The organism is Streptomyces sp. NPDC029122 (assembly GCF_055569445.1).
The window spans coordinates 202,967-227,555 of sequence record NZ_JBVHWK010000006.1 but is presented as its reverse complement, the minus strand read 5'-3'; the positions used below and the strand labels follow the sequence as shown (position 1 = coordinate 227,555).

Here is a 24,589-nt window from a genome sequence, read left to right as displayed (position 1 = left end):
CTGCTGCGGCAATACGCCAGTGTGCCGTCAGGCCGCCTTGACGTCGTCGGGCCGCCTTGACCGAGGAAGGGAGACGGAGGGACAGGGGAAGCGGGCGGCCCGCTCAGACGGCGGCGGCCGTACGCGTCGTCGTGGCGATGGTCGCGGAGCCGACCACGCGGGTGCCGTCGTAGAGGACGATCGCCTGGCCGGGGGCCACGCCGCGGACCGGCTCGGTGAAGGAGACGCGCAGCTCGCCGTCCACGACCTCGGCGAAGACCTCGGTCTCGCCGCCGTGGGCGCGCAGCTGCGCGGTGTAGGTGCCCGGGGCGGCGGGGGTCGAGCCGCACCAGCGGGGGCGGATCGCGGTGAGGGCGGTGACGTCGAGGGCCTCGACGGGGCCGACGGTGACGGTGTTGTTCACCGGCGAGATGTCGAGGACGTAGCGGGGCTTGCCGTCGGGGGCCGGGTGGCCGATGCGCAGGCCCTTGCGCTGGCCGATGGTGAAGCCGAAGGCTCCCTCGTGGGTGCCGACCTTCGCGCCGGTCTCGTCGACGATGTCGCCCTCGGCCCTGCCGAGGCGCTGGGCGAGGAAGCCCTGGGTGTCGCCGTCGGCGATGAAGCAGATGTCGTGGCTGTCGGGCTTCTTCGCGACGGCCAGGCCGCGCCGCTCGGCCTCGGCGCGGATCTCGTCCTTGGTGGTGATCGTGTCGCCGAGCGGGAAGAGGGCGTGGGCCAGCTGCTTCTCGTCGAGGACGCCGAGGACGTACGACTGGTCCTTGGCCATGTCGGAGGCGCGGTGCAGCTCGCGGGAGCCGTCGGCGTTCTCGACGATGGTGGCGTAGTGGCCGGTGCAGACCGCGTCGAAGCCGAGGGCGAGGGCCTTGTCGAGCAGCGCCGCGAACTTGATCTTCTCGTTGCAGCGCAGGCACGGGTTCGGGGTGCGGCCGGCCTCGTACTCGGCGATGAAGTCCTCGACGACGTCCTCGCGGAAGCGGTCGGCGAGGTCCCAGCAGTAGAAGGGGATGCCGATGACGTCGGCGGCGCGGCGGGCGTCGCGGGAGTCCTCGATGGTGCAGCAGCCGCGGGCGCCGGTCCGGAAGGACTGGGGGTTCGCGGAGAGCGCCAGATGGACCCCGGTGACGTCGTGCCCGGCTTCGACCGCGCGGGCGGCGGCGACGGCGGAGTCCACACCGCCGGACATGGCGGCCAGGACGCGGAGGGGGCGGGCGGTGCGCGGCAGGTTCTCAGTCATAGCACCGTCCAGGGTACGGGGAACCGGACGGGGTCACAGCGCGTTATCGGCTGTGGGGGGTGGATCACATGAGCGAACAGGCGGAGAAGGGGCCGCGCCGGACCCGGCGGGCGGTGCTCCTGGGCGGGCTGGGGGTCCTCGCGGCGGCGGGGGTGGCGGCCCGGGACGAGATCGCTCGGGCCCGGTGGCTGCTGCCGGGGGTGTCCAAGCCGCGCAAGGAGGGCGAGCTCGACCACGCGGGGGCGAGCTGGACGGCGGCCTCACCGGCGAACTGGCGGCTGGCGGACCGGCCCGACGACTACCGGGTGGACCGGATCGTCGTCCATGTCACACAGGGCGGCTTCGCGTCCTCGGTGGACGCCTTCAGGAACCCGTGGCACAAGGCGTCGGCGCACTACATCGTGCGCCAGGACGGCCATGTGGAGCAGATGGTGCGCGAGCTGGACGTGGCCTTCCACGCGGCCAACCGCCGGATGAACGAGCGCAGCGTCGGGATAGAGCACGTGGGCTTCGTCGACCGGCCCCAGGACTTCACGGACGCCATGTACGCGGCCTCTGCCCGGCTGGCCGCCGGCATCTGCCGGAGGTACGGCATACCGGCGGACCGCAAGCACATCCTGGGTCACAACGAGGTCCCGGGCGCCGACCACACCGACCCCGGCCCGCACTGGGACTGGGACCGCTACATCGCGCTCGTGCGCGCGCAGCCGCCGGCGTGAGGCGCTCCGGGGAGGGGAGGCGGGCGTTCTCGCTGCCGCCGGGCGCGACGGGCTTCTTCCGGCCGCAGGACGGCCCGCTTCCGGAGACCGGCCTGTCGGCCTTCCGCTCGGCCCTGTACGCCGCGGCCCGGGCCGCCGGGGGCACGGTGGGCGAGGTGGAGGCGCGGGCGTACCCGCGCACCTTCCACACCGGGTGCGTGACCGGCGGGGCGGGACCGGCCGTCGTCCTGTGCCACGCGCACCACCCCTGGATCGCCTTCGCGGGGCAGTGCCGGGACTGGTACCGGGACGGCTTCCTCTCCCCGCCGCCCTGGGCCGGGGTCTTCGCCGACGCGGGGTTCACCGTCCTGAGCGCCGGGACACTGACCGCGGGCCTCGGCGACGTGGACACCTCGGTGCTCTCCCCGGCCGAGTGGCGCCAGGTCCGCGCGTACGGGATCGACACCCTGGGCGGGCTGCTCTTCAACTCCTGGGACTGACGCGGCTCCCACGAGCGGCCGGTCAGGGGGACAGGGCTGCCTGCCAGGTCCACGAGGTGCGGCGCGGCCGGCCGGCCAGCTCGCCCCGGCCCGTGCACCACAGGAGCACCTGTGCCGGATCGCCCGGCGGGGCATCGGGAAAGAGCCGGCGGATCACCGAGGCGCACATCGGCGCCGGAGGCAGCCACCGCACCCGTAGCCCCCGCGCGATGTCGTGGGCGTGCAGCAGGACCTCGGCCACACCCATCGCCGCGAACCCGGTCCGGTCGGTCGGCCCCCAGTGCCAGGCCCGTGCGTCCGGGCCGGCCAGGGCGAGTGCACCGCTGAGCAGTGCCCCGCCGGCGGCGACCACCTGGAGGACCTCGCGCGGTGAGGCGTCCGTCCGGACGGTCAGGTCGAAGGGCAGGTAGGCCCCGGCGGGGCGGGCGGCCACCTGCCCGGCGTAGGCCAGCAGGTCGTGCGCGACGTGGGCCGCCGTCGTCCAGCAGCTCCACTCCAGCGGGCCCGCCGGCCCCGTCCAGTCCTCCGTGTCGTGCGGGCCGAGTACGCGCAGCATCTCGGCGACGGCCTGGTCGACGTCTCTGTGGTCCATGGGGCGCATCCGAAGAGGTTAAGACCCTGCCGGCGGCCGAGTTCCGCCCGCCGCACGGGGGATGGCCGACCGGCGCCTCTGCTCCTGGCGAATCTGCGGCGGGCAGAGGAACCGCGTCCGGGGAGCTTCCGGGGTCAAGAGTGGAGCCGACGGTTTCCGCGTCCGGACAAGGAGAACAGACGATGCCACTGATCACGCTCCCGCCCCGCGCCGAGGAGGGCGGCACACCGCCCAGCCCCTTCGACGACCACCTCGCGGCGCAGCTGCTCGCCCAGCGGATCGTGCTCCTCGGCACCCAGGTCGACGACGTGTCGGCCAACCGGGTGTGCGCGCAGCTGCTGCTCCTGTCGGCGGAGGACCCGCGCACCGACATCAGCCTGTACGTCAACAGCCCCGGCGGGTCGGTCACCGCGGGCCTCGCCATCTACGACACCATGCGGCTGATCCCGAACGACGTCTCGACGCTGGCGATGGGGTTCGCCGCGAGCATGGGCCAGTTCCTGCTGACCGTGGGGGCGCCCGGCAAGCGGTTCGCGCTGCCGAACGCGCGGATCATGATGCACCAGCCCTCTGCGGGCATCGGCGGCACCGCCGCGGACATCGAGATCCAGGCGGAGAACCTCCGGTTCACCAAGGAGGCCGTCGAGCGGATCACCGCCGCGCACACCGGCCAGAGCGAGGAGACGATCGCGCGGGACGGCGACCGGGACCGCTGGTTCACCGCCGAACAGGCCAGGGAGTACGGGATCGTGGACCGGGTGGTGGAGTCGCTCGCCGACATCCGCCCGGCCGCGTCGCGCCGACGGGCGGGGCTGTGACATGGGGTCGTACACGGTTCCCTACGTCATCGAGCGCACCGCGCAGGGCGAGCGGTCCTACGACGTCTTCAGCCGGCTGCTGAACGAGCGGATCGTCTTCATCGGCACCGAGATCGACGACGGGGTCGCCAATGTGGTCATCGCGCAGCTCCTGCACCTGGAGTCGGCCGATCCGGAGCGGGAGATCTCGATCTATCTCAACTCGCCCGGCGGATCGTTCACTTCGCTGATGGCGATCTACGACACGATGACGTTCGTGCAGGCTCCGATCTCCACGTTCTGCGTCGGTCAGGCGGCGTCCACGGCGGCGGTGCTGCTGGCCGGCGGCGATCCCGGGCGGCGGTTCGTGCTCCGGCACGCGCGGGTGCTGCTCGGCCAGCCGGCCAGCAACGGCCGACAGGGGACGGTCTCCGACCTCAGCCTCGCGGCCAAGGAGATGGTCCGCATCCGCTCCCAGGTGGAGGAGGTCCTGTCCCGGCACACGCACCACGACGTGGCGGCGCTGCGCGCGGACATGGACCGGGAGAAGGTGCTGACCGCCGAGGAGGCCGTGGCCTACGGGCTCGCCGACGAGGTGCTGAGCCGGCGGTTCGCGTTCGCCTGACCCGCGCACCGCGCGTGCCGTCCGCGGTGGCGCGCCCGCCTGACCGGCCGCCGTCCGGTCAGGCGGCGAGGCAGAGGGAGTCGTACCGCGCCGTCGGCGAGGTACGGCGCCTGCCGGCCCGGCTCCGGTCGTGCCGGGCCAGCTCGTCCGTGGCGAGGGAGAGCAGGTCGGCCAGGCCCAGCCCGAGGGCGCGGGCGGCGGCCGCGAGCACCTCGGAGGAGGCCTCCTTGCGTCCGCGCTCCAGCTCCGACAGGTACGGCATCGAGATCCGGGCCGCCTCCGCGACGTCCTTCAGCGTCCGCTCCTGGGCGAGCCGCTCGCGCCGCAGCACGTCACCGACGAGGTCGCGCCACAGCGGTTCCCCCGGCGCGGGTGCCGGGGAGGCCGGCGCCGGTCGCTGCGGGGCGCGGACCGCCCCGCCGGAACCGGGCGGCGAGCTGCGCGGGCGCAGGGGGATGACGCGGGACTCGTCGGGCGCATGGGTGCTCACCCCTTCAGCCTAGGGATCCCGGGCGCCGGGGGAAGGGAGCGGCGTTCTGCCCTGGGTGAAGCCCGCGGGCGCCCGGCCTAGCTGAGGCCGGCGGTGCGGGCGCGTTCCACGGCGGGGCCGATGGCGGCGGCCACCGCGGCGACGTCCTCCTTCGTGGAGGTGTGGCCGAGGGAGAACCGCAGGGTGCCGCGGGCCAGCCGCGGGTCGGTGCCCGCCGCCAGCAGGACGTGGCTGGGCTGGGCGACGCCCGCGGTGCAGGCGGAGCCGGTGGAGCACTCGATGCCCTGCGCGTCCAGGAGCAGTAGCAGGGAGTCGCCCTCGCAGCCGGGGAAGCTGAAGTGGGCGTTGGCCGGGAGCCGGTCCTCGGGGTCGCCGCCGAGGACCGCGTCGGGGACGGCGGCCAGCACGGCTCCGATCAGCTCGTCGCGCAGGGCTCCGACCTCGGCGGCGAACCGCTCGCGCCGCTCGGCGGCGAGTACGGCCGCCACCGCGAAGGCGGCGATGGCCGGCACGTCGAGGGTGCCGGAGCGGACGTGCCGCTCCTGGCCGCCGCCGTGCAGGACCGGGACGGGGCTCTGGTCGCGGCCCAGGAGCAGGGCGCCGATCCCGTAGGGGCCGCCCACCTTGTGGCCGCTGACGGTCATGGCGGCGAGGCCGCTGTCGCCGAAGCGGACGTCGAGCTGCCCGAAGGCCTGGACGGCGTCGGAGTGCAGGGGTACGCCGTACTCCCGCGCGATGGCGGCGAGTTCACGGACCGGCATGACGGTGCCGATCTCGTTGTTGGCCCACATCACCGTGGCGAGGGCGACACCGTCGGGGTCGCGCTCGACCGCCGCCCGGAAGTCCTCGGGGTGCACGCGGCCGTAGCGGTCGACGGGGAGGTACTCGACCTCGGCCCCTTCGTGCTCGGCGAGCCAGTGCACGGCGTCCAGGACGGCGTGGTGCTCGACGGGGCTGGCGAGGACGCGGGTGCGGGCCGGGTCGGCGTCGCGGCGGGCCCAGTAGAGGCCCTTGACGGCGAGGTTGTCGGCCTCGGTGCCGCCCGCGGTGAAGACCACCTCGCTCGGGCGCGCGCCGAGGGCCTCGGCGAGGGACTCGCGGGCCTCCTCGACGGTACGGCGGGCCCGGCGGCCGGCGGCGTGCAGGGAGGACGCGTTTCCGGTGGCGGCGAACTGCGCGGTCATCGCCGCAGCGGCTTCCGGGAGCATCGGCGTGGTCGCGGCGTGGTCGAGGTAGGCCATGATTTTTTGATTCTACGAGCCCCCTGCCCCGCCGGCTCCCGCCCGGGGTGCGCGGGGCCGCGCCCGCCGTGACCCCGGCGGCGCCGACGCGGCTCCGGGCCCCGCCCCCGGACCCCTCGCGTCAGCGCGGGGCGCGCGCCAGCTGGCGGGACTGGGCGACCAGGCGGTCCGCCGAGTCCCAGACCTCGGCGTCCTCCTCCAGGAAGCCGCCGGCCAGGTTGCGGGTGACGATGCCCACCCGCAGCGGCCCCGGCGCCGGGCGGTGACGGATGTGCGTGGTGAGCTCCACGGTGGGGGCCCACCCGAGCAGGCCGAGGTCGAAAGCGGTCGGCGGCAGTGCGTCCACCGCGAGCAGCAGCGACAGCGGGTCGGCGTCGCGGCCGTCGGCCAGCTCGAACCAGGCCCGCATCTCGCCCTTGCCGGACGGCGCCCCGACCGCCCAGCCCGCGGTCGCCGGGTCCAGCCGCAGGCGGAGCCGGTCCACGATGGCGCTGCTCCCGGGGATGGGGGCCGGACCGGCCTCGGGGCCGAGGCAGTCCTCGTACGCGGGCATCACCGGCGGACGCGCCACCGTGTGCACGGTGTCGGGGAGGGCGGCGAGGTCGCCGTACGAGGCGAGGACGCGGATGCGCTCGATCTCGGCGCCGTTCTCGTCGTACTGGAACAGCGAGGCCTGGCCCGTGGAGAGGGTGCGGCCGACGCGGACCACCTCGGTGCGGATCACGGCGGGGCCGGGCACGGAGGAGGTCAGGTAGTGCGCGGAGACGGTGAAGGGGTCCGGGTGCGGCAGGGCCGCCGCGAGGGCCCGGCCGACCAGGGCCAGCAGATAGCCGCCGTTGACGGCGGTGATGATCGTCCAGTCGGCGGACAGCTCCGCGTCGTACACCCCGGGCTCGCCCGCGCGGGCGGTGATGGTGGTGTCGCGGTCGAATTCGCTGTCGCCGATGGAGGCCTGGGCCGCTGCGTAAGACATGCCGACGACGGTACACCGGCAAGCTACTAAGCGGTAGCTTTTGTTTGAGGGACGGGACTACGGCTCTTCGGCCACCGAAGAGCGTCGGTTCCAGGCCAGCGGGGCCCGCCAGTGGTACTGCATCGCGAGCAGGCGCAGCACGAACGTGGTGACGGTCGCGAGCGCGGTCGTGAAGGGGTTCAGCACTTCGAAGCTGATGAAGACGGCCACCATGGCGGCGCCCACGACGGCGGGCACGGCGTACATCTCGCGGTCGCGCAGCAGTGAGGGCACCTCGTTGGCCAGTACGTCGCGCAGCACACCGCCGCCGACGGCGGTGGCCACGCCGAGCGCGGCGGAGGACGTCAGTCCCAGGCCGTACTCGTACGCCTTGGTGGTGCCCGACACGCAGAACAGGCCGAGGCCGGCGGCGTCGAAGACGTTGATGGCCCGGTTGATGCGCTGGACCTCGGGGTGGAGGAAGAAGACGAGCGCGGCGGCGATCAGGGGCGTGACGAAGAAGCTGAGCTCGCTGAAGGCGGCGGGCGGGACGGCGCCGATGCAGAGGTCGCGCAGGAGACCGCCGCCGAGGGCGGTGACGAGGGCGAGGACGGCGATGCCGAAGACGTCGAAGTTCTTGCGGACCGCGAGGAGGGCGCCGGCGGTGGCGAAGACGAAGATGCCCGCGAGGTCCAGGGCGTGCTGGATACCGGGCGGGAAGAGATCGTGGAGCACCCCGCCATTGTCGCCCGCCGCGAAGCCACCGCCCGCCGGGGCCGCGCGAAGCCGGAGTACGGGCAGCGACGCGGGGGCCGGAGCCGCTGCCCGGACCCGACGACCCCGGGGCACGGGGCGGAGGGCCGACGGCCGGGGGCCGGGGCTGAAGGGGCGGGGCCACGGCCCGGGACAGGGCCGGGGCCCGGACCCGGCCCAGCCGAGGGCCAGCGGGCCGGGGGCCGGGCTAGGGGCGAGCGTCCATGCGGTGGATGAGTCCGCCGTCGGGGCCGAAGACGTCGATGAAGTAGCCCTTCTTGAAGGACGCCCCCTCCTTCGTCTTCAGGTGGGTGATGACCGAGGTGTTCTGCCGACGGAAGATCGCGTCCGCCTGATCCGCGTTGCGGGTCCGGATGACCACCCGGGGCACGCCTTCCGGTCCGTCCTCGACCTGGATCCCGTACACGTCCGGGTCCCCGCCGGCCGCCGTGTAGCGCTCGGCCAGGGCCACGGCGTCCTGGGGAGCGGCCGTGGCCGTGGACGTCGGGCCGGGCACGACCTGCTTGCGTGGTTCCTCCGTGCAGCCCACCAGCAGCGCGGCTCCCGCCACCGCCGTCAGTGCCGCGCGGGCGCTCCGTCGCAATGTGTGCCCCATCGCCAACTCCCCTGATCGGTAAGGATGCGGCGACCCTACGCGAGGCCCGCCGCACCGCGGAGGCCGGCCCATTTGGGGGCTGCAGACCAATCGGACAGACACATCCGATCAACAGCTCAGCCCGCCCAAGAGACACCCCCTAGGGCTCGAGGCCGGGCCGGGGCCCGGGCCGGGGGTCGCTGCGCGGGGCAGTCCCGGCCTCCCTTCGCCCGTTCCCGCCCGGCTACCGCTGAGGTGCCCCGGCGCCTCCGGACGCCGGCGGGGCTGGACCGCGCGGCGGCGCAGCGCCCGTGGGGGTCCGGGGCGGAGCTCCGGGGAACGGTGGAAGGGCGGGTAGGGGACCGCTCCGCGCAGCGGCCACCACCGCTGACGCACGACCGGCCCCAGCAGGGGCCCCGACGCCGCCCGTGGCCGCCGGACCGACTCCGGCACCACGGCGCCGGAGGGTCACTCCGCCGCCGAACCACCCGAGCGGCCCGGCGGCGCAAGGCCGGGGAGACGGCCCGGCGGCGCGACGCGCGGCGGGGTGGCGGCCCGGCCGCGGCGCCGCGCGCGGAGGGGGGTGTCAGGAAGACGCGGCGGGGGCGTTCTCCGGGTGGTGGCAGGCCGCCTGGTGGCCCGGCTTGAGGGCGACCAGCGGCGGGTCCTGCTTCGCGCACAGCTCCGTCGCCTTCCAGCACCGCGTGTGGAAGCGGCATCCGGCCGGCGGGGAGATCGGCGAGGGCACGTCGCCCTTGAGCAGGATGCGGCCGCTCTTCGCGCCGCGCCGCCTCGGGTCCGGGACCGGTACGGCGGAGAGCAGCGCGTTCGTGTACGGGTGCATCGGCGACTCGTACAGCGACTTGCGGTCGGCCAGCTCCACGATCTTGCCGAGGTACATCACCGCGATGCGGTCCGAGACGTGCCGGATGACCGACAGGTCGTGCGCGATGATCACGTACGTCAGGCCGAGCTCCTCCTGGAGGTCGTCCAGCAGGTTCACCACCTGCGCCTGGATCGAAACGTCGAGCGCGGAGACCGGTTCGTCGGCGACGACCAGCTTCGGCTTGAGGGCCAGGGCGCGCGCGATGCCGATGCGCTGGCGCTGGCCGCCCGAGAACTCGTGCGGATAGCGGTTGTAGTGCTCCGGGTTCAGGCCGACGAGGGCGAGCAGCCGCTGGACCTCCGCCTTGATGCCGCCCTCGGGGGTGACTCCCTGGAGCTTGAAGGGGGCCGAGACGATCGCGCCGACCGTGTGCCGGGGGTTCAGCGAGCCGTACGGGTCCTGGAAGATCATCTGCACGTCGCGGCGCAGCGGGCGCATGCCCGCCACGCTCAGGTGCGTGATGTCCTTGCCCTCGAACTCGATGCGGCCGCTGCTCGGTTCCAGCAGGCGGGTGATGAGGCGGCCCATCGTCGACTTGCCGCAGCCGGATTCGCCGACCACGCCGAGGGTCTCACCGCGCCGGACGTCGAAGTCGATGCCGTCCACGGCCTTGACGGCGGTGGTCTCGCGGCGCAGCAGCCCCTTGTTGATGGGGAAGTGCTTGACCAGGCCCGTCACCTTCAGCAGCGGTTCCGCCTCGGTGACGGTCCCGGAGCCCCGGGCGGAGCCCTCGGCCGGGTCCTGGGCGGCGGTGTCCTTCTTCATGTCCGTCACAGCTTCGGCGCAATCTCTTCGGTCCAGATCCGGGTCCGCTCCTCCTGCGACATGTGGCAGGCGGACCAGTGCCGGCTGTCGTCCTGGGTCAGCTCGGGCCGCTGGGTGCGGGTGATGCCCCCCTTGGGCACGTCGGCGTAGGGGCACCGGGGGTTGAACGCGCAGCCGCTCGGGATGTTGATGAGGCTGGGCGGCGAGCCCTTGACCGGGATCAGCCGCTCGGTCTGGTCGCGGTCGATGCGCGGCATGGAGCCGAGCAGTCCCCAGGTGTAGGGGTGGCGGGGTTCGTAGAACACCTTCTCGGCGGTGCCGCGCTCCACACACCGGCCGCCGTACATCACCAGGATCTCGTCGGCCATCTCGGCGACCACGCCGAGGTCGTGCGTGATCATGATGACCGCGGAGCCGAACTCCTTCTGGAGGTCGCGGATCAGGTCGAGGATCTGCGCCTGGACGGTGACGTCCAGGGCGGTGGTCGGCTCGTCCGCGATGAGCAGTTCGGGGTTGTTGACGAGCGCCATCGCGATCATCGCGCGCTGGCGCATGCCGCCGGAGAACTCGTGGGGGTACGCGTCCACGCGCTGGTGGGGCTCCGGGATGCCGACGCGGTCGAGCATCTCGACGGCGCGGGCGCGGGCCTTCTTCTTGTCCACGTCGTGGTGGGTCCGGTACGCCTCGACGATCTGCTTGCCGACCGAGTAGTACGGGTGCATCGCGGACAGCGGGTCCTGGAAGACCATCGCCATCTTGCGGCCGCGCAGCCGGCGTACGTGGTCGGCGTCGGCGCTGACCAGGTCCTCGCCGTCGAGCACCACCTCGCCCGAGATGTGCGGGCGGCTGCGCGCGTTGCCGGTGCGGTGCAGGCCCATGATGGCCAGCGAGGTCACCGACTTGCCGGAGCCGGATTCGCCGACGATGCCGAGGGTCTGGCCGCGCTCCAGGTCGAAGGAGAGGCCGTCGACGGACTTCACCAGGCCGTCGTCGGTCGGGAAGTGGACCTTGAGGTCGCGCACGGAGAGGAAGGGGGTCGCGTCGCGCGCGCCGCCCTGCTCGGGCACGAAGGCCGGCTGGTCGGAATCGTTCTTGGTCACGTCAGCCTCACGCGCGGGTCGATGACGGCGTACAGCAGGTCCACGATCAGGTTGGCCATCACCACGAACAGTGCGGCGAGCAGGGTGACCCCCATGATCACGGGGAGGTCGCCGGCGCTGATGGCGGCGACGGCCGCCGTCCCGAGGCCCTGGAAGTTGAAGGTGGTCTCGGTGAGCACGGCGCCGCCGAGGAGCCCTCCGAGGTCGAGGCCGAACATCGTGACGACCGGGGTGAGCGTGGAGCGCAGGGCGTGCTTGCGGATGACCACGGACTCCTTGAGGCCCTTGGCCCGGGCGGTGCGGATGTAGTCCTCGCCGAGCACCTCCAGCATGGTCGCGCGGGTGATGCGCGCGTAGGTGGCGGCGAAGAGGAAGGCGAGGGTGACCCAGGGCAGGATCAGGCTGTTGAGCCAGGCCAGCGGATCCTCGGTGAGGGGTTTGTAGTTGGAGACGTCCAGCCAGCCGAGGCTGTAGACGAAGATCGCGGGGGCCACCATGCCGGTGAAGAAGATCGGCAGGGAGACACCGGCGAGCGCGCCGACCATGACGGTGCGGTCGATGGCGGTGCGGCGCTTGAGGGCGGAGATCACGCCCGTGGCCACACCGGCGATCACCCAGATCACGGCCGCCCCGAGGGCGAGCGAGAGGGTGACCGGGATGCGGTCCATCATGGTCTCCCAGACGGGCGCCTCGGTCTTGAAGGAGTAGCCGAAGCAGGGAGCCGCACAGTGGGTGATCTCGGTGCCGCCGTCGTAGTCGCGGCCGGCGAAGATGCCCTTGACGAAGAGCAGGTACTGCTCGGAGATGGGCTTGTCGAAGCCCATCTTGACGCGGATGCCCGCCAGGGCGGTCTCGTTGGTCTCCCGGCCGGCGTACATGAGCGCGGGATCGCTGCCGGTCAGCTTCGGGACCGCGAAGAAGATGCCGAAGGTGACCAAGGAGACCACCAGCAGCGTGGCGGCGACGTTGAACAGCCGCCGTATGAGGTAGACGAGCACTGCAGTCGGCCGCCCGGGGCTGTTGGCCGCCGCCCCTCGTGGGGGCGGCGGCCAGCGCCTGCGGCCTTCACCTGCCCTTCGGACTAGCGCATGTGCGGTGAAGGCACTTACTTACGTGCTGAGTTGCGGTTGCCTGCCCGGCGGTCGGCCGGGCTGCCCGGCTGCCCGGCTCATCGCCGGGCAGCCTGCTACTTCTGTGCTCCTGCTACTTCTGCGCGATGCCCACGGTGGCGAGGTCGATCTTGCCGAAGGACTCGTTGAAGAAGACGTTCGTCAGGCGCGGGTTGTGGTAGACGAGCGCCTTGTCGAAGTTGATCGGCAGGTAGAGCGCCTTGTCCATGACCTTCTTGTTGATCTCCCCGTAGAACGGGGCGGCGGCCTCCGGCGAGGGGGCGGCAGCGGCCTTGTCGAACAGGCCGTTGATCTCGGGGTCGTTGACCTCGGTGTAGTTGTTGTTGCCGTTCGGCAGGATGAACGATCCGTCGACCAGCGGCTGCAGGAAGCCCGCGCCGGAGTTGTAGTCGGCGCCCCAGCCCATGACGATGATGCCGTAGCCCTTCTTCTTCACGTTCTCGGGCGAACCGATCGTGGAGGAGGAGAGCTTGCCGTCGAACTGGTCGATCGTCGCCTTGATGCCGACCTTGGCGAGGGAGGCCTGGAGGGACTCGGCCGTCTTCACCTCGGGGGCGCGGTTGTTGCGCACCGCGATGGTGGTCTCGAAGCCGTCGGGCTTGCCGCAGGCCTTGAGGGCCTCCTTGGCCTTGGCCTCCTGCGGCTTGCCCTTCGTCAGACCGAAGGGGTCGTAGCTCTTGTCCGAGCCGGGGACGCCGGCCGGCAGCATGTTCGCGCCGAGGTCACCGCTGGTCGGGCCGCCACGGGCGGTCTGGAGGGACTTCGGGTCGGCCGCGTAGATGACGGCCTTGCGGCACTCGATGTTGTCGAACGGCGCGACCGTCTGCGGGAAGGCGAAGTAGCGGATGTAGCCCGTGAAGGGGTTGTCCGCGTTCTTCTTGAGGTTCGCGTCCTTGAGGATCTTGTTCTTCGCGGCCTGCTGGACACCGGTGCCGTCGACGGCCATGTCGATGTCGCCCGAGAGCAGGCGCTGGTCCATGTCGTCCGGGTTGGTGGTGACCGTGAAGGAGACCTTGTCCGGCAGACCCTTGCGGATCGGGTCCGTCTTCGGGTCCCAGTTCTCGTTGCGGACGAAGGTCGCACCCTTGCCGGCGGTGAAGCTCTCGACCTTGTAAGGACCGGTCGACATCGGCTTGTTGGTGTAGGTGGCGCCCGTGTCCTTGCCCATCGGGACCGGCGAGGAGGACGGCATGGCCAGCAGGTAGCTGAAGTCCGAGTTGGCGCTCGCCAGGTTGAAGACGATCGTCCTGTCGTCCGGCGTCTCGACCGTCTTCAGACCCATCTTGTTGGGGTCCGTGTCCTTGTACGGGCCGGGGTACTTCTGGCCCTGGTCGAGGAGGTCGATCAGGTAGGTCGGGCCGCCGGACAGGACGTCCTGGGCGAAGACGCGCTCGATGCCGTACTTGATGTCCTTCGAGGTGATCGGCGTACCGTCCTCGAACTTCACCCCCTCCTTGAGCTTGAGGGTGTACGTCTTGCCGTCGTTGCTGATGACCGGCAGGGCCTCGGCGAGGTCCGGGACCACCTTGGTGCCGTCCTTGCCCGGCTTGGCGTCGTAGGCGAGCAGGCTGCGGACGTAGAGCCGCTGCATGTTCCACACGAAGCCGTAGTAGGCGCGCGCCGGGTCGAGGTAGTCGACGTCCTGCGGGGACCAGAGCTTGAGCTCGCCGCCCTTGTCCTCCGAGGGGTTGATCACGGCGGTGGCGGCACCGCTGTAACCCTTGCCGCTGTCGCCGTCGGCCTTGCTGTCGGCCTTCTTGTCCCCGTTGCCACCGCACGCGGCGGTCATCGAGAGGGCGGCGATCACGGCGGTGATCGCGAGAGCCTGCTTTCTGCGGATCACGGTTGTCCAACCTCCATAGGTGGTGAATCGAAGAAGCGGTTCAGCTGCCCTTGGGGTCGAGTGCGTCACGCAGCCCGTCCCCGAAGAGGTTGAACGCCAGGACGGTGATGAAGATCGTCATGCCGGGGACCACCATGTACATGGGGTCGTCCTGGTAGATGGGGACGGCGTCGGAGAGCATCTTTCCCCAGGAAGCGGTGGGCGGCTTCACGCCGGCGCCCAGGAAGCTGAGGGCCGCCTCGGTCAGGATGTTGGTCGGGATGATCAGCGTGGCGTAGACGAGGATCGGCGCGACCAGGTTCGGCAGCAGTTCCTTGATCAGGATGTAGCCGCGGCCGGCTCCGAGGCTGCGCGCGGCCTCGACGTACTCGCGTTCACGCAGGGAGATCGTCTGGCCCCGGACGATGCGGCCGATGTACGGCCAGCCGAAGAAGCCGATGACGAGGATGAGCACGCCCATGCGGACGCCCGAACCCTCGAACCCCCACAGGGAGTTGGGGACGACGGAGACCAGGGCGATGGTGAACAGCAGCTGCGGGAAGGCCAGCAGCAGGTCCATCAGGCGGCTGATGATCCCGTCCACCCAGCCGCCGAGGAAGCCGGCGAGGGCGCCCAGGAGGCTGCCGAGGACGACCGAGACGAAGGCCGCCAGGAAGGCGACGACCAGCGAGATGCGGGCGCCGTAGACGATCCGGCTGAACACGTCGCGCCCGTTGGTCGGTTCGACGCCCAGCAGGAAGTCGGAGCTGATGCCGCCGAAGGAGCCGAGCGGCGTGCCCAGGTCCGGGTCGATCATGTCCTCGTGGAACTCGTTGGGGTCGTGGCCCAGCAGGTTCACGATCAGCGGCGCGAAGACCGCCACCAGGATCAGGAGGATCACGATCACGCCGCCGGTCAGCGCGACCTTGTCGCGCTTGAGCCGCATCCAGGCGATGCGGCCGGGCGAGCGGCCTTCGATGGCCTTGGCAGGGACGTCGGCTACGGACACGGGTGCGGGTGTTTCCGCGCTCGTGTCGTGCAGTGGTGCCGTCATCGTGGTGGGGACCCCTCTCGGCCGACGGGTGGTCGGCCCATGCCCGCCGCTGTGGCGGCGTTGGTGCGGAGTGGCGCTCGAGTGCTCGGGGCACGTGAACGCGTACGAGGTGCGAGGTGCTGGCAGTGCGGCCGTGCTGTGGGTGGAGCAGGGTGCGGTGCGGGCGGTGCGGTGCGGCTGAGGTGCGGGAAGTACGGGAGCGCCGTGTCGGGACGAACGGCGGAACCACGTGCCGAACCGCGTCCGCGAGGACTGACCGGCTCTTGGGTGGGGAGTCTTCATCGGGCGCTCGACCAGCCGCCAGACCCGCAGATGAATGGATGCGCAACCGTGATCTGAGGCCGTGGTTCCCGTTATCCGGACTCCGCTCACGGCTCAGCGGAGCAAGACCGTCCGTTCGGTACGCAAACGGACATCAAGGCCAACTCGTGGGAGTACCGAGCCAATTGGACGCCCGTCTGCGGTGATATCCGGACAAGACGAAGGCCGCCGGGAACCATGGTTCCCGGCGGCCCGGTGTCCGTCGGAGGGGTCCGTCTCAGGGTCCGGGCGCACCCGGGAAATCCCTGTAGGCAGCTCGGGGAACGCGCCCCCGGAGCCCCTGGAGCCCCCGGAGCGGCTCAGTAGGCGGCCGCCTGCCCCTCGCGGTCGTAGAAGGGCCTGGTCTGCGCACGCAGCCACATCGCCACCGGATCGTGCTCGTCCGCCAGCGCGACCGTGCACACCGGAACCCCCTCGGGCACGGCGCCGACCGACTGGCGCATCATCTCCCGTACGGATTCCAGCGCGGGCGCCGATGCGTCGTACAGGTCCAGTCCCACCGCGAGGTACGCCGACCCGAGCGAGGGCTGCACCCAGGCGCGGCGCAGCGACCTCACGGCCGGCGTCCGGTGCGCGTGCTGGGTCAGCAGCCCGTAGAACTGCGGGAGTTCCAGGGCCGGCTCGGACAGCCGCAGCGGCCCCGCCGGCATCCGGTCCAGGCCGGTGGCGACCCGGCGCAGGTCGGCCCACGGCACGCCGAGGCCGCCGCCCTGGGCGTGCGGGTTGACCCACAGCCCCCAGCGGTCCGGGTACAGGGCGCGGGCGATGTCCCGGCCGGTGACGACCTCGTAGCCGCGGTTCCAGCCGCTCGCGGCCAGCTCCTGCGGGGAGGTCACGCAGGGGGCGTAGCCCAGCCCCTCGACCTCCATGCCGCCGTACTGGGCGTCCGGCGAGCCCGGCTGCCCCTGCCACAGCAGCATCCACAGCCTGCCCTCGGCGAGGGCGCGCAGGAATGACTCGTAGCTCTCATAGCGCCCGGGAGTCACCTGGCGCAGCATGTGCTCGACCTGCCCGGCCGCGGCCGTGCCTGACGCACTCACCCGGTACCCCTCTTCGTCTTCTTCCGCCCGTCGTCCACACGTCCCGACCAGCTTAAGCGGCGCTACGGCAGGTAGAAGGGGCGTACGCGCTCACGAATCCAGTCCGTGACCGGGTCCTCGGCGGCGTCCAGCAGGATCAGCTGCACCGGCCAGGGCGCCGGTACGCGGGCCAGGGCGCGGCCGAGTGCCTCCAGCGGGGCGTTCCGCGCCTCGGGATCCCATCCCGTCAGCCGGACACCGATGTAGAGCTGGGGGTCGCCGCCCTCGACGCTGGCGAGGCAGCGGTGGGCGGCCGCGACCGCTCCGGTGGCCCGGAACTCCTCGCCGGCGGCGGCGAGGAAGTCCACCGGGTCGTCCTGCCAGTCGGGTTCGAACAGCCGGACGCGGCCGCCGGTGGCCGGGCCGTCGAGCTCGGTACGGCCGGTGCGGCACAGCTCCGCGACGGCGGCCGGGGGCAGCGGGACCCCGACGGCGCCCTCGGGGTTCAGGGCGATGCCGAGCTGCGGGGGCAGGCCGCGGGCGAACTCGACCGCGGGGGCGACCGCGAAGTCCATGGCGGGGCCGGCGGCGAAGCGGAACTGGGCCTCCGAGCTGTAGACGGGGACGTACGCCTCGCCGCCGATCAGCATCGTGGGGAGGTCGAGGGAGGTGCTGTCGGGACCGCCGCCCTGGGGCAGCGGCACCCAGACCCGGCTGCGGCCGAGCGCCTCCAGGATCTGCGGGCCGGCGTCCGCCCGGCCGAGCACCGCTCCGAGCACCTGCTCCAACTCGTTCGCCGGCCAGCCGTTGCCCGTCATGTGCGCCCGCTCTCCCTGTTCCGCGCCGATGTCGCCCCGAGGCTACCCCGGCCTCCGGCGGCGGGCCGGGGCGGGCGGCGCCTGGGGACGCCGCCGCCTCAGGCGTCGAAGGCGACGCGGTTCAGGGCGGAGGCCGCCCGGCGGTCCAGGAGGGTGACCGTGGCGCAGCCGCGCGGGGGGCGGCCCGCTTCGGCCGCGGCCAGGAGGCGGGCGACCGCGCTCCGGTGACGGGCGAAGGCGTACGCCGACACCCGGCGGCCCCGCGCCGCCTGCCCGGCCAGGGCCTCCTCGGGGGTGGTGTCGAGCAGCAGCAGGTGCAGGGCCCGGCCCCGCTGCCGGGCGACGGCGGCCAGCAGGGCCCGCACCCAGGACTGGGTGCCGCAGTCGTGGACCACCACAGAGGCGCCGGAGCGCAGCTCGCGCCACAGCCCCCGGTAGTGGGCGGCGCGCACCAGCGGCCGGTACACCGCGTACGGCAGGGCGGACGGCATGCGGCGCTCCCAGCGCTCGCGGGTGTCCTGGGAGTCGATGCCGGTCTCGGCGGCCCGCTTGATCAGGGTGCTCTTGCCGCCGCCCGGCAGCCCGGACACCACGACGATGTCCCCGGCGGCGTAGCCGAGCCGGTGCGGCCCCGCGGACCGTCCACGCAGGTCACGCACCGGACCGCCGGCCGCCGCGGGGCGGGCCGCGCTCCGCGGCGCCGGGACCGCCCCGACCGTGCCCGTGGTCGTCACCACTCCGAACCTCCGCACAGTGAATCGTCTCCCCCCGAATCGGGCCCGCGAGGGCCCCATGCCCACTGAATGTAAAGAGACGGTAATCCGCCGGCCGCGGTTGCGGGCGGACGTTCCACAGCGCGGACGGCCCGGCCGGCGCGCAGGCGGCCTCCACCGGACCGCGCGGACCGCACGTTCTTCCGGGCCCCACTGCCCCCTCCCGCCCGTCCCGTGCAATGATGTGCGCCATCTGGACACCAAACTGCATACCGGCCGCTTGAATCCGCGCGGGAGAGTCCCGGCAGGCCGCGAGGCCGTGCCCGGGCGCCGAAGGAGCAAGTACCTCCCTTGAATCTCTCAGGCCCCGTACCGCGTGGATGAGGCAGATCTGAAAAGCGAGCCCCCGCCGCGTCCGTCCCCGACGGCCCGGCGCGTGCTCCACCCAAGGTGCAAGTCGGCGTTCCCCCTCCGGGAACTCTCGGCGAACCTCTCAGGTTCCGATGACAGATGGGGAGGAACCTCCTCGTCATGTCATGCCCTGGGACCCGGGAGCCACACCCATGAGCACTGCCCCCCGCCTGACCGCGCTCGACGCGCTGCACCGCTCGCTCGGTGCGACCATGACCGACTTCGCGGGCTGGGACATGCCGCTGCGCTACGCCAGTGAGCGCGACGAGCACAACGCCGTGCGCACCAAGGCCGGCCTGTTCGACCTGTCCCACATGGGCGAGATCACCCTGACCGGCCCGGAGGCCGTGAAGGCCCTGGACTACGCGCTCGTCGGGAACATCTCCACCGTCGGCGTCGGCCGCGCCCGCTACACGCACATCTGCCGGGAGGACGGCGGGATCCTGGACGACCTGATCGTCTACCGCCTCGGCGAGACCGAGTACATGGTCGTCGCCAACGCCTCCAACGCCCAGGTCGTGCTGGACGCGCTCACCGAGCGCGCCGCCGGCTTCGACACCGAGGTCCGCGACGACCGTGACGCGTACGCGCTGATCGCCGTCCAGGGCCCCGAGTCCCCCGGCATCCTGAAGTCGCTCACGGACGCCGACCTGGACGGCCTGAAGTACTACGCCGGCCTGCCGGGCACCGTCGCGGGCGTGCCCGCGCTGATCGCCCGTACCGGCTACACGGGCGAGGACGGCTTCGAGCTGTTCGTCTCCCCCGAGCACGCCGTGGAGCTGTGGCAGGCCCTGACCGAGGCGGGCAAGGACGCCGGTCTGGTGCCGGCGGGCCTGTCCTGCCGCGACACGCTGCGCCTGGAGGCGGGCATGCCGCTGTACGGGCACGAGCTGACCACCGCCCTCACCCCCTTCGACGCCGGGCTGGGCCGGGTCGTGAAGTTCGAGAAGGAGGGTGACTTCGTCGGCCGCGCCGCCCTGGAGGCCGCCGCCGAGGTCGCCGCCACCAAGCCGCCGCGCAAGCTGGTCGGTCTGGTCGCCGAGGGCCGCCGCGTCCCGCGCGCCGGCTTTCCCGTGGTCGCGGGCGGCGAGGTCATCGGCGAGGTGACCTCCGGTGCCCCGTCCCCCACGCTGGGCAAGCCGATCGCGATGGCGTACGTCGACGCGGCGCACGCCGCGCCCGGCACCTCCGGCGTCGGCGTCGACATTCGCGGTACGCATGAGCCCTACGAGGTCGTGGCCCTGCCCTTCTACAAGCGGCAGAAGTAGCCCTCGTACCGGGCTCCACCGTCTCAGCACGCAAGACCACCGTTCGTATCCACCTCCCCGCATCCAGGAGAATCAGGTCATGAGCAACCCCCAGCAGCTGCGTTACACCAAGGAGCACGAGTGGCTGTCGGCCGCCGTAGACGGCGTCGCGACGGTCGGCATCACGGAGTTCGCCGCCAACTCTCTCGGTGACGTCGTCTTCGCCCAGCTGCCCGCGGTCGGCGACACCGTCACCGAGGGCGAGACCTGTGGCGAGCTGGAGTCGACCAAGTCGGTCAGCGACCTGTACTCCCCCGTCTCCGGTGAGATCGTCGAGTTCAACCAGGACGTCGTGGACGACCCGGCCCTGGTGAACTCCGCGCCCTTCGAGGGTGGCTGGCTGTTCAAGGTGCGCCTCTCGGAGGAGCCGAAGGACGCCCTCACCGCCGAGGAGTACGCCGCGCTCACCCACTCCGACAACTGACACCCCAGGGGATCCTGATGTCCGTTCTGAACACCCCCCTCCACGAGCTCGACCCCGACGTCGCCGCCGCCGTCGACGCCGAGCTCGCGCGCCAGCAGTCGACCCTGGAAATGATCGCGTCGGAGAACTTCGCTCCCGTCGCCGTCATGGAGGCCCAGGGCTCGGTCCTGACCAACAAGTACGCCGAGGGCTACCCGGGCCGCCGCTACTACGGCGGCTGCGAGCACGTCGACGTGGTCGAGCAGATCGCGATCGACCGCATCAAGGCGCTGTTCGGCGCCGAGGCCGCGAACGTCCAGCCGCACTCGGGCGCGCAGGCCAACGCCGCCGCGATGTTCGCGCTGCTGAAGCCGGGCGACACGATCATGGGCCTGAACCTGGCCCACGGCGGTCACCTGACCCACGGCATGAAGATCAACTTCTCCGGCAAGCTCTACAACGTGGTCCCCTACCACGTCGACGAGACCGGCCAGGTGGACATGGCCGAGGTCGAGCGCCTCGCCAAGGAGTCCAAGCCGCAGCTGATCGTCGCCGGCTGGTCCGCCTACCCGCGCCAGCTGGACTTCGCCGCGTTCCGCCGGATCGCGGACGAGGTCGGCGCGTACCTGATGGTCGACATGGCCCACTTCGCGGGTCTGGTCGCCGCGGGCCTGCACCCGAACCCGGTTCCGCACGCCCACGTCGTCACCACCACCACGCACAAGACCCTCGGCGGTCCGCGCGGCGGTGTCATCCTGTCGACGCAGGAGCTGGCCAAGAAGATCAACTCCGCGGTCTTCCCGGGTCAGCAGGGCGGCCCGCTGGAGCACGTGATCGCGGCCAAGGCCGTCTCCTTCAAGGTCGCGGCCTCGCCGGAGTTCAAGGAGCGCCAGGAGCGCACCCTGGAGGGCGCGAGGATCCTCGCCGCCCGCCTGGTGCAGGACGACGTCAAGGCCGTGGGCGTGGACGTCCTCACGGGCGGCACCGACGTGCACCTGGTCCTCGTCGACCTGCGCAACTCCGAGCTGGACGGCCAGCAGGCCGAGGACCGCCTCCACGAGGTCGGCATCACGGTCAACCGGAACGCCATCCCGAACGACCCGCGGCCCCCGATGGTCACCTCGGGCCTGCGGATCGGTACGCCGGCCCTCGCGACCCGCGGCTTCGACGCCGAGGCCTTCACCGAGGTCGCCGAGATCATCGCGCAGGCGCTGAAGCCGGACTACGACGCCACCGCCCTCAAGGCGCGCGTCTCGGCCCTGGCCGCGAAGTTCCCGCTGTACCCGTCGCTCTAGTCGCCCAGCGCCTGGTCACGGGCTCGGGAGGGGGGCCCGGTCTTGTTCTCGCACAGGGCCGGGCCCCTTTTCATGACACAGACCCCCCGGCGGACCTCTCGTCCCCCTGTGGGTTCCCACCCCGCCGAGGCGCCTCCGCCGTGGCGCGGAACCAGCTGGAAGCCCCGGCCCGCCGTCCTCGGCGCCCGAGGTCGAAATCACTCGCGGCAACGCCCCGGGGCGGGAGCTCACCCCCGCATGAAGGACGTACGCTGCTTTAGCAGGGCAAGGGCGCCCACCGGCGCCCTTTGCCCAAACATCCGCAAAGTCCGCCCATCCGTCGGCTGCCTCGCTACCCTCGCGGGCAGCTGGACGGGTCGTTGTTTCCCCGCCACAGCGGGGATGTTCCGGGAGTCCGCCAGTGGCCATCTCCGTATTCGATCTCTTCTCGATCGGCATCGGTCCGTCCAGCTCACACACGGTCGGTCCCATGCGCGCGGCGCGCATGTTCGTGACGCGGCTGAAGAAGGACGGCGCCCTCGCCCAGACCGCCTCCGTCCGGGCGGAGCTCTTCGGCTCCCTCGGCGCGACCGGCCACGGGCACGGCACGCCCAAGGCGGTCCTGCTCGGCCTGGAGGGCCACTCCCCCCGCACGGTGGACGTCGAGAGCGCCGACGACGAGGTGGAGCGCATCCGCAAGAGCGGCAAGCTGCGTCTGCTGGGTGCCGAGATAGGCGGTGCCCACGAGATCGACTTCGACGAGCCGAACCAGCTGATCCTGCACCGCCGCCGCTCGCTGCCCTACCACGCGAACGGCATGACCCTCTTCGCGTACGACGCCTCCGGCGCCCCGCTCCTGGAGAAGACCTACTACTCGGTCGGCGGCGGCTTCGTCGTGGACGAGGACGCGGTCGGCGAGGACCGGATCAAGCTCGACGACACCGTCCTGAGGTACCCGTTCCGCTCGGGCGACGAGATGCTGCGCCTGGCCAACGAGACCGGTCTGTCGATCTCCTCCCTGATGTTGGAGAACGAGAAGGCCTGGCGCACGGAGGAGGAGATCCGCGAGGGCCTCCTGGAGATCTGGCGCGTCATGCAGTCCTGCGTCTCGCGCGGCATGTCCCGCGAGGGCATCCTGCCGGGCGGGCTGCGCGTCAAGCGCCGGGCCGCCTCCACGGCGCGCCAGCTGCGCACCGAGGGCGACCCGATGATGCACCGCAGCGAGTGGACGACGATCTACGCGATGGCCGTCAACGAGGAGAACGCGGCGGGCGGGCGCGTGGTGACCGCTCCCACGAACGGCGCGGCGGGCGTGCTGCCGGCGGTCCTGCACTACTACGTGAACTTCGTGCCCGGCGCGGACGAGGACGGCGTGGTCCGCTTCCTGCTCGCCGCGGGCGCGATCGGCATGCTCTTCAAGGAGAACGCCTCGATCTCCGGCGCCGAGGTCGGCTGCCAGGGCGAGGTCGGTTCCGCCTGCTCGATGGCGGCGGGCGCCCTCGCCGAGGTCCTGGGCGGCACCCCCGAGCAGGTCGAGAACGCCGCCGAGATCGGCATGGAGCACAACCTCGGCCTGACCTGCGACCCGGTCGGCGGCCTCGTCCAGATCCCCTGCATCGAGCGCAACGGCATGGCCGCCGTCAAGGCCGTCACCGCGGCGAAGATGGCGATGCGCGGGGACGGCAGCCACAAGGTCTCCCTCGACAAGGTCATCAAGACCATGAAGGAGACGGGCGCCGACATGAAGGTCAAGTACAAGGAGACGGCGCGCGGCGGGCTCGCGGTCAACGTGATCGAGTGCTGACCCCGTAGCGGTCTCCGGGCGGGGTCCGGACCGGGTCGTGGCCGAAAAGGGGCCCTGCGGCCCGGCCCCTCGGGACCTTCGGCCCCGGAGCGCGGCCACGGGCGGCGATAGCGTGCGGGGAGGGGCGCCGGACGACCCCCGTACGACGAGAGGCAGCCGCCGATGGCCATCACCACCGACCACCGACTCCTGCCGCTGCGGCTGGAAGCCGCCCCCCTGACCGTGCCCCTGACCGGCCGCTTCGTCTACCGCACGGACCGCCCGTACGAGGTGGCCGTCGACCTCCGGGGCGCGGGGGCCCACCTCGCCCGCTGGGTGTTCTCGCGCGAGCTGCTGCTCGACGGGCAGCACGCGCCCACCGGCGAGGGCGACATACAGGTGTGGCCCGGCTGGAGCGGCTCCGAGCCGCGCGTCCTGCTCGGCTTCAGCAACGGCGAGCGCGGCTGCGTGCTCTCCGCCCGCGCCAGGGACGTGCACGCGTTGTGCCGGCGGATGACGGAGCTGGTGCCGCGCGGGCAGGAGCGGCGCCACTACGACCTGGACGCGCAGCTGAGCGCACTGCTGGCGTACTGAGGGGCGGCGCGTGGAACCGCGCGCGGCCCGGCGGTGTCCTAGGGGATGACAGGCAGTCCCCGTCTCACGGAACCGGGGAGACATCATGCGTCACCCGCACCGCCGCCGGATCGTGGCCCTGGCCACGGGCGCCCTGCTCACCGCCGGGCTCGCGCTCTCCACGTCGCCGGCCTCCGCCGCCACCACGTCCACCCGCACCCAGACTCCGCTCGTCGTCAACGCGCGCTGGGGCGGGCACTGCACGTTCGACCGGATCGTGATCGACCTCGAGGGGTACGTCCCCCCGGTCACCGTCACTCCCGTGTCCCAGCTGGTCTACGACGGGTCCGGCAAGCCCGTGCCGCTGGCCGGGAAGTACTTCCTGGAGATCCGGCTGCACCCCGCCGCCGCCCACGACGACGCGGGGCAGAACGTCTACCAGGGGCCCAAGCTCCAGAAGATCTACCTCAGCAAGCTCAAGGGCATCGCCCTGACCGGCGACTTCGAGGGGTACGTGACCTTCGGCGCCGCCTTCGACACCCAGCCGTTCTACAGCACCTCCGTCCTGCACTCGCCCGAGCGGTTCGTGCTGGACGTCGCGCACCCGAACACCTGCTGACCCGAGCGGGTACGGACGGGGGGGGGGGGGGGGGGGGGGGGGCGGGGGGGCGGGGGGGGGGGGGGGGGGGGGGAGGGTGGGCAGGGGCAGGGGGTGGGGGGGGGGGGGGGAGGA

At 72.2% G+C, this 24,589-nt stretch carries 25 protein-coding genes and 1 riboswitch; of the genes, 10 read left to right on the top strand and 15 right to left on the bottom strand.

Translation table 11 applies throughout. The annotated features are described in order from the left end of the window. Window positions 1-103: 103 nt before the first annotated feature. Window positions 104-1,234, bottom strand: coding sequence for a tRNA 2-thiouridine(34) synthase MnmA (gene mnmA, locus ACZ4WZ_RS10620; protein WP_467887868.1), 1,131 nt, complete (start codon window positions 1,232-1,234; stop codon window positions 104-106). Window positions 1,235-1,302: 68 nt separating this feature from the next. Between mnmA and ACZ4WZ_RS10615 the strand changes: the two genes are divergently transcribed. After that, on the top strand, window positions 1,303-1,953 hold the full coding sequence (locus ACZ4WZ_RS10615; protein ID WP_467887867.1) for an N-acetylmuramoyl-L-alanine amidase: 651 nt from the start codon (window positions 1,303-1,305) through the stop codon (window positions 1,951-1,953). Continuing rightward, entirely contained in the window at window positions 1,950-2,432 is a 483-nt protein-coding gene (locus ACZ4WZ_RS10610; protein WP_467887864.1) for a hypothetical protein, read from the top strand. The genes ACZ4WZ_RS10615 and ACZ4WZ_RS10610 overlap by 4 nt, the downstream gene beginning before the upstream one ends. Window positions 2,433-2,454: 22 nt before the next feature. Here ACZ4WZ_RS10610 and ACZ4WZ_RS10605 read toward each other — a convergent pair whose 3' ends face one another. Then, complete coding sequence (locus ACZ4WZ_RS10605) at window positions 2,455-3,024, bottom strand: maleylpyruvate isomerase N-terminal domain-containing protein (RefSeq protein ID WP_467887861.1); 570 nt, start codon at window positions 3,022-3,024, stop codon at window positions 2,455-2,457. Between the two features lie 182 nt (window positions 3,025-3,206). Here ACZ4WZ_RS10605 and ACZ4WZ_RS10600 point away from each other — a divergent pair, with 182 nt between their 5' ends. Together ACZ4WZ_RS10600 and ACZ4WZ_RS10595 are read left to right on the top strand one after the other, a co-directional pair. Further along, window positions 3,207-3,842, top strand: coding sequence for a ClpP family protease (locus ACZ4WZ_RS10600; RefSeq protein WP_467887858.1), 636 nt, complete (start codon window positions 3,207-3,209; stop codon window positions 3,840-3,842). Window position 3,843: 1 nt separating this feature from the next. Further along, window positions 3,844-4,446 (top strand): ClpP family protease, encoded by a 603-nt coding sequence (locus tag ACZ4WZ_RS10595; RefSeq protein ID WP_467887855.1) that lies wholly within the window; start codon window positions 3,844-3,846, stop codon window positions 4,444-4,446. Window positions 4,447-4,504: 58 nt separating this feature from the next. Here ACZ4WZ_RS10595 and ACZ4WZ_RS10590 read toward each other — a convergent pair whose 3' ends face one another. The 13 genes from ACZ4WZ_RS10590 to ACZ4WZ_RS10530 form a co-directional block, all read right to left on the bottom strand. Further along, window positions 4,505-4,936 carry a helix-turn-helix domain-containing protein gene (locus ACZ4WZ_RS10590; RefSeq protein WP_467887852.1) on the bottom strand — a complete coding sequence of 144 codons (432 nt, stop codon included), beginning with the start codon at window positions 4,934-4,936 and terminating at the stop codon, window positions 4,505-4,507. A 77-nt stretch (window positions 4,937-5,013) separates the two neighbouring features. Further along, window positions 5,014-6,177: a cysteine desulfurase family protein gene (locus ACZ4WZ_RS10585; protein WP_467887849.1), complete on the bottom strand. Its 1,164-nt coding sequence runs from the start codon at window positions 6,175-6,177 to the stop codon at window positions 5,014-5,016. 121 nt (window positions 6,178-6,298) lie between these two features. Next, window positions 6,299-7,150 (bottom strand): thioesterase family protein, encoded by an 852-nt coding sequence (locus tag ACZ4WZ_RS10580; RefSeq protein ID WP_467887846.1) that lies wholly within the window; start codon window positions 7,148-7,150, stop codon window positions 6,299-6,301. 57 nt (window positions 7,151-7,207) lie between these two features. Then, window positions 7,208-7,864 carry a trimeric intracellular cation channel family protein gene (locus ACZ4WZ_RS10575; RefSeq protein ID WP_467887844.1) on the bottom strand — a complete coding sequence of 219 codons (657 nt, stop codon included), beginning with the start codon at window positions 7,862-7,864 and terminating at the stop codon, window positions 7,208-7,210. 226 nt (window positions 7,865-8,090) lie between these two features. Further along, entirely contained in the window at window positions 8,091-8,498 is a 408-nt protein-coding gene (locus ACZ4WZ_RS10570) for a hypothetical protein (protein WP_467887841.1), read from the bottom strand. 565 nt (window positions 8,499-9,063) lie between these two features. After that, a complete protein-coding gene (locus tag ACZ4WZ_RS10565; RefSeq protein ID WP_467887838.1) occupies window positions 9,064-10,128 on the bottom strand; it encodes an ABC transporter ATP-binding protein in 1,065 nt (354 codons plus the stop codon). A 5-nt stretch (window positions 10,129-10,133) separates the two neighbouring features. Further along, window positions 10,134-11,195, bottom strand: coding sequence for an ABC transporter ATP-binding protein (locus tag ACZ4WZ_RS10560; RefSeq protein ID WP_467888051.1), 1,062 nt, complete (start codon window positions 11,193-11,195; stop codon window positions 10,134-10,136). Between the two features lie 29 nt (window positions 11,196-11,224). Further along, entirely contained in the window at window positions 11,225-12,226 is a 1,002-nt protein-coding gene (locus ACZ4WZ_RS10555) for an ABC transporter permease (RefSeq protein WP_467887835.1), read from the bottom strand. A gap of 205 nt (window positions 12,227-12,431) precedes the next feature. Further along, the gene (locus ACZ4WZ_RS10550; protein ID WP_467888049.1) at window positions 12,432-14,147 is read right to left on the bottom strand and encodes an ABC transporter substrate-binding protein; all 1,716 of its coding nucleotides are present in this window, start codon (window positions 14,145-14,147) and stop codon (window positions 12,432-12,434) included. Between the two features lie 94 nt (window positions 14,148-14,241). Further along, window positions 14,242-15,234, bottom strand: a complete 993-nt coding sequence (locus ACZ4WZ_RS10545) for an ABC transporter permease (RefSeq protein WP_388939884.1) — start codon at window positions 15,232-15,234, stop codon at window positions 14,242-14,244. Between the two features lie 620 nt (window positions 15,235-15,854). Then, window positions 15,855-16,595, bottom strand: coding sequence for an enhanced serine sensitivity protein SseB C-terminal domain-containing protein (locus ACZ4WZ_RS10540; RefSeq protein ID WP_388939883.1), 741 nt, complete (start codon window positions 16,593-16,595; stop codon window positions 15,855-15,857). 62 nt (window positions 16,596-16,657) lie between these two features. Further along, window positions 16,658-17,392, bottom strand: coding sequence for an enhanced serine sensitivity protein SseB (locus ACZ4WZ_RS10535; protein ID WP_467887831.1), 735 nt, complete (start codon window positions 17,390-17,392; stop codon window positions 16,658-16,660). Between the two features lie 98 nt (window positions 17,393-17,490). Then, window positions 17,491-18,126, bottom strand: coding sequence for an AAA family ATPase (locus tag ACZ4WZ_RS10530; RefSeq protein WP_467887828.1), 636 nt, complete (start codon window positions 18,124-18,126; stop codon window positions 17,491-17,493). A 260-nt stretch (window positions 18,127-18,386) separates the two neighbouring features. Further along, a riboswitch (glycine riboswitch) is annotated at window positions 18,387-18,490 on the top strand. A gap of 178 nt (window positions 18,491-18,668) precedes the next feature. On the opposite strand from ACZ4WZ_RS10530, the gene gcvT reads away from it, so the two are divergent. The 6 genes from gcvT to ACZ4WZ_RS10500 all read left to right on the top strand — a co-directional run bounded on the left by gcvT (window position 18,669) and on the right by ACZ4WZ_RS10500 (window position 24,475). Continuing rightward, window positions 18,669-19,784 (top strand): glycine cleavage system aminomethyltransferase GcvT, encoded by a 1,116-nt coding sequence (gene gcvT / locus ACZ4WZ_RS10525; protein WP_467887825.1) that lies wholly within the window; start codon window positions 18,669-18,671, stop codon window positions 19,782-19,784. 79 nt (window positions 19,785-19,863) lie between these two features. After that, window positions 19,864-20,247, top strand: coding sequence for a glycine cleavage system protein GcvH (gene gcvH / locus ACZ4WZ_RS10520; protein WP_467887822.1), 384 nt, complete (start codon window positions 19,864-19,866; stop codon window positions 20,245-20,247). Window positions 20,248-20,264: 17 nt separating this feature from the next. Further along, window positions 20,265-21,521, top strand: a complete 1,257-nt coding sequence (gene glyA, locus ACZ4WZ_RS10515) for a serine hydroxymethyltransferase (RefSeq protein WP_467887819.1) — start codon at window positions 20,265-20,267, stop codon at window positions 21,519-21,521. 400 nt (window positions 21,522-21,921) lie between these two features. Continuing rightward, window positions 21,922-23,304, top strand: a complete 1,383-nt coding sequence (locus tag ACZ4WZ_RS10510) for an L-serine ammonia-lyase (protein ID WP_388939873.1) — start codon at window positions 21,922-21,924, stop codon at window positions 23,302-23,304. A 162-nt stretch (window positions 23,305-23,466) separates the two neighbouring features. Then, window positions 23,467-23,877 (top strand): SsgA family sporulation/cell division regulator, encoded by a 411-nt coding sequence (locus tag ACZ4WZ_RS10505; RefSeq protein ID WP_467887816.1) that lies wholly within the window; start codon window positions 23,467-23,469, stop codon window positions 23,875-23,877. A gap of 85 nt (window positions 23,878-23,962) precedes the next feature. Next, entirely contained in the window at window positions 23,963-24,475 is a 513-nt protein-coding gene (locus ACZ4WZ_RS10500; RefSeq protein ID WP_467887813.1) for an AMIN-like domain-containing (lipo)protein, read from the top strand. Window positions 24,476-24,589: the final 114 nt, after the last annotated feature.

Coding starts and splice junctions, on each gene's coding strand:
- mnmA (WP_467887868.1), bottom strand. CDS start 1,234: ATGACTGAGAACCTGCCGCGCACCGCCCGCCCCCTCCGCGTCCTGGCC.
- ACZ4WZ_RS10615 (WP_467887867.1), top strand. CDS start 1,303: ATGAGCGAACAGGCGGAGAAGGGGCCGCGCCGGACCCGGCGGGCGGTG.
- ACZ4WZ_RS10605 (WP_467887861.1), bottom strand. CDS start 3,024: ATGGACCACAGAGACGTCGACCAGGCCGTCGCCGAGATGCTGCGCGTA.
- ACZ4WZ_RS10600 (WP_467887858.1), top strand. CDS start 3,207: ATGCCACTGATCACGCTCCCGCCCCGCGCCGAGGAGGGCGGCACACCG.
- ACZ4WZ_RS10595 (WP_467887855.1), top strand. CDS start 3,844: ATGGGGTCGTACACGGTTCCCTACGTCATCGAGCGCACCGCGCAGGGC.
- ACZ4WZ_RS10585 (WP_467887849.1), bottom strand. CDS start 6,177: ATGGCCTACCTCGACCACGCCGCGACCACGCCGATGCTCCCGGAAGCC.
- ACZ4WZ_RS10580 (WP_467887846.1), bottom strand. CDS start 7,150: ATGTCTTACGCAGCGGCCCAGGCCTCCATCGGCGACAGCGAATTCGAC.
- ACZ4WZ_RS10570 (WP_467887841.1), bottom strand. CDS start 8,498: ATGGGGCACACATTGCGACGGAGCGCCCGCGCGGCACTGACGGCGGTG.
- ACZ4WZ_RS10565 (WP_467887838.1), bottom strand. CDS start 10,128: ATGAAGAAGGACACCGCCGCCCAGGACCCGGCCGAGGGCTCCGCCCGG.
- ACZ4WZ_RS10550 (WP_467888049.1), bottom strand. CDS start 14,147: ATGACCGCCGCGTGCGGTGGCAACGGGGACAAGAAGGCCGACAGCAAG.
- ACZ4WZ_RS10545 (WP_388939884.1), bottom strand. CDS start 15,234: ATGACGGCACCACTGCACGACACGAGCGCGGAAACACCCGCACCCGTG.
- ACZ4WZ_RS10535 (WP_467887831.1), bottom strand. CDS start 17,392: ATGACGGGCAACGGCTGGCCGGCGAACGAGTTGGAGCAGGTGCTCGGA.
- gcvT (WP_467887825.1), top strand. CDS start 18,669: ATGAGCACTGCCCCCCGCCTGACCGCGCTCGACGCGCTGCACCGCTCG.
- gcvH (WP_467887822.1), top strand. CDS start 19,864: ATGAGCAACCCCCAGCAGCTGCGTTACACCAAGGAGCACGAGTGGCTG.
- glyA (WP_467887819.1), top strand. CDS start 20,265: ATGTCCGTTCTGAACACCCCCCTCCACGAGCTCGACCCCGACGTCGCC.
- ACZ4WZ_RS10505 (WP_467887816.1), top strand. CDS start 23,467: ATGGCCATCACCACCGACCACCGACTCCTGCCGCTGCGGCTGGAAGCC.
- ACZ4WZ_RS10500 (WP_467887813.1), top strand. CDS start 23,963: ATGCGTCACCCGCACCGCCGCCGGATCGTGGCCCTGGCCACGGGCGCC.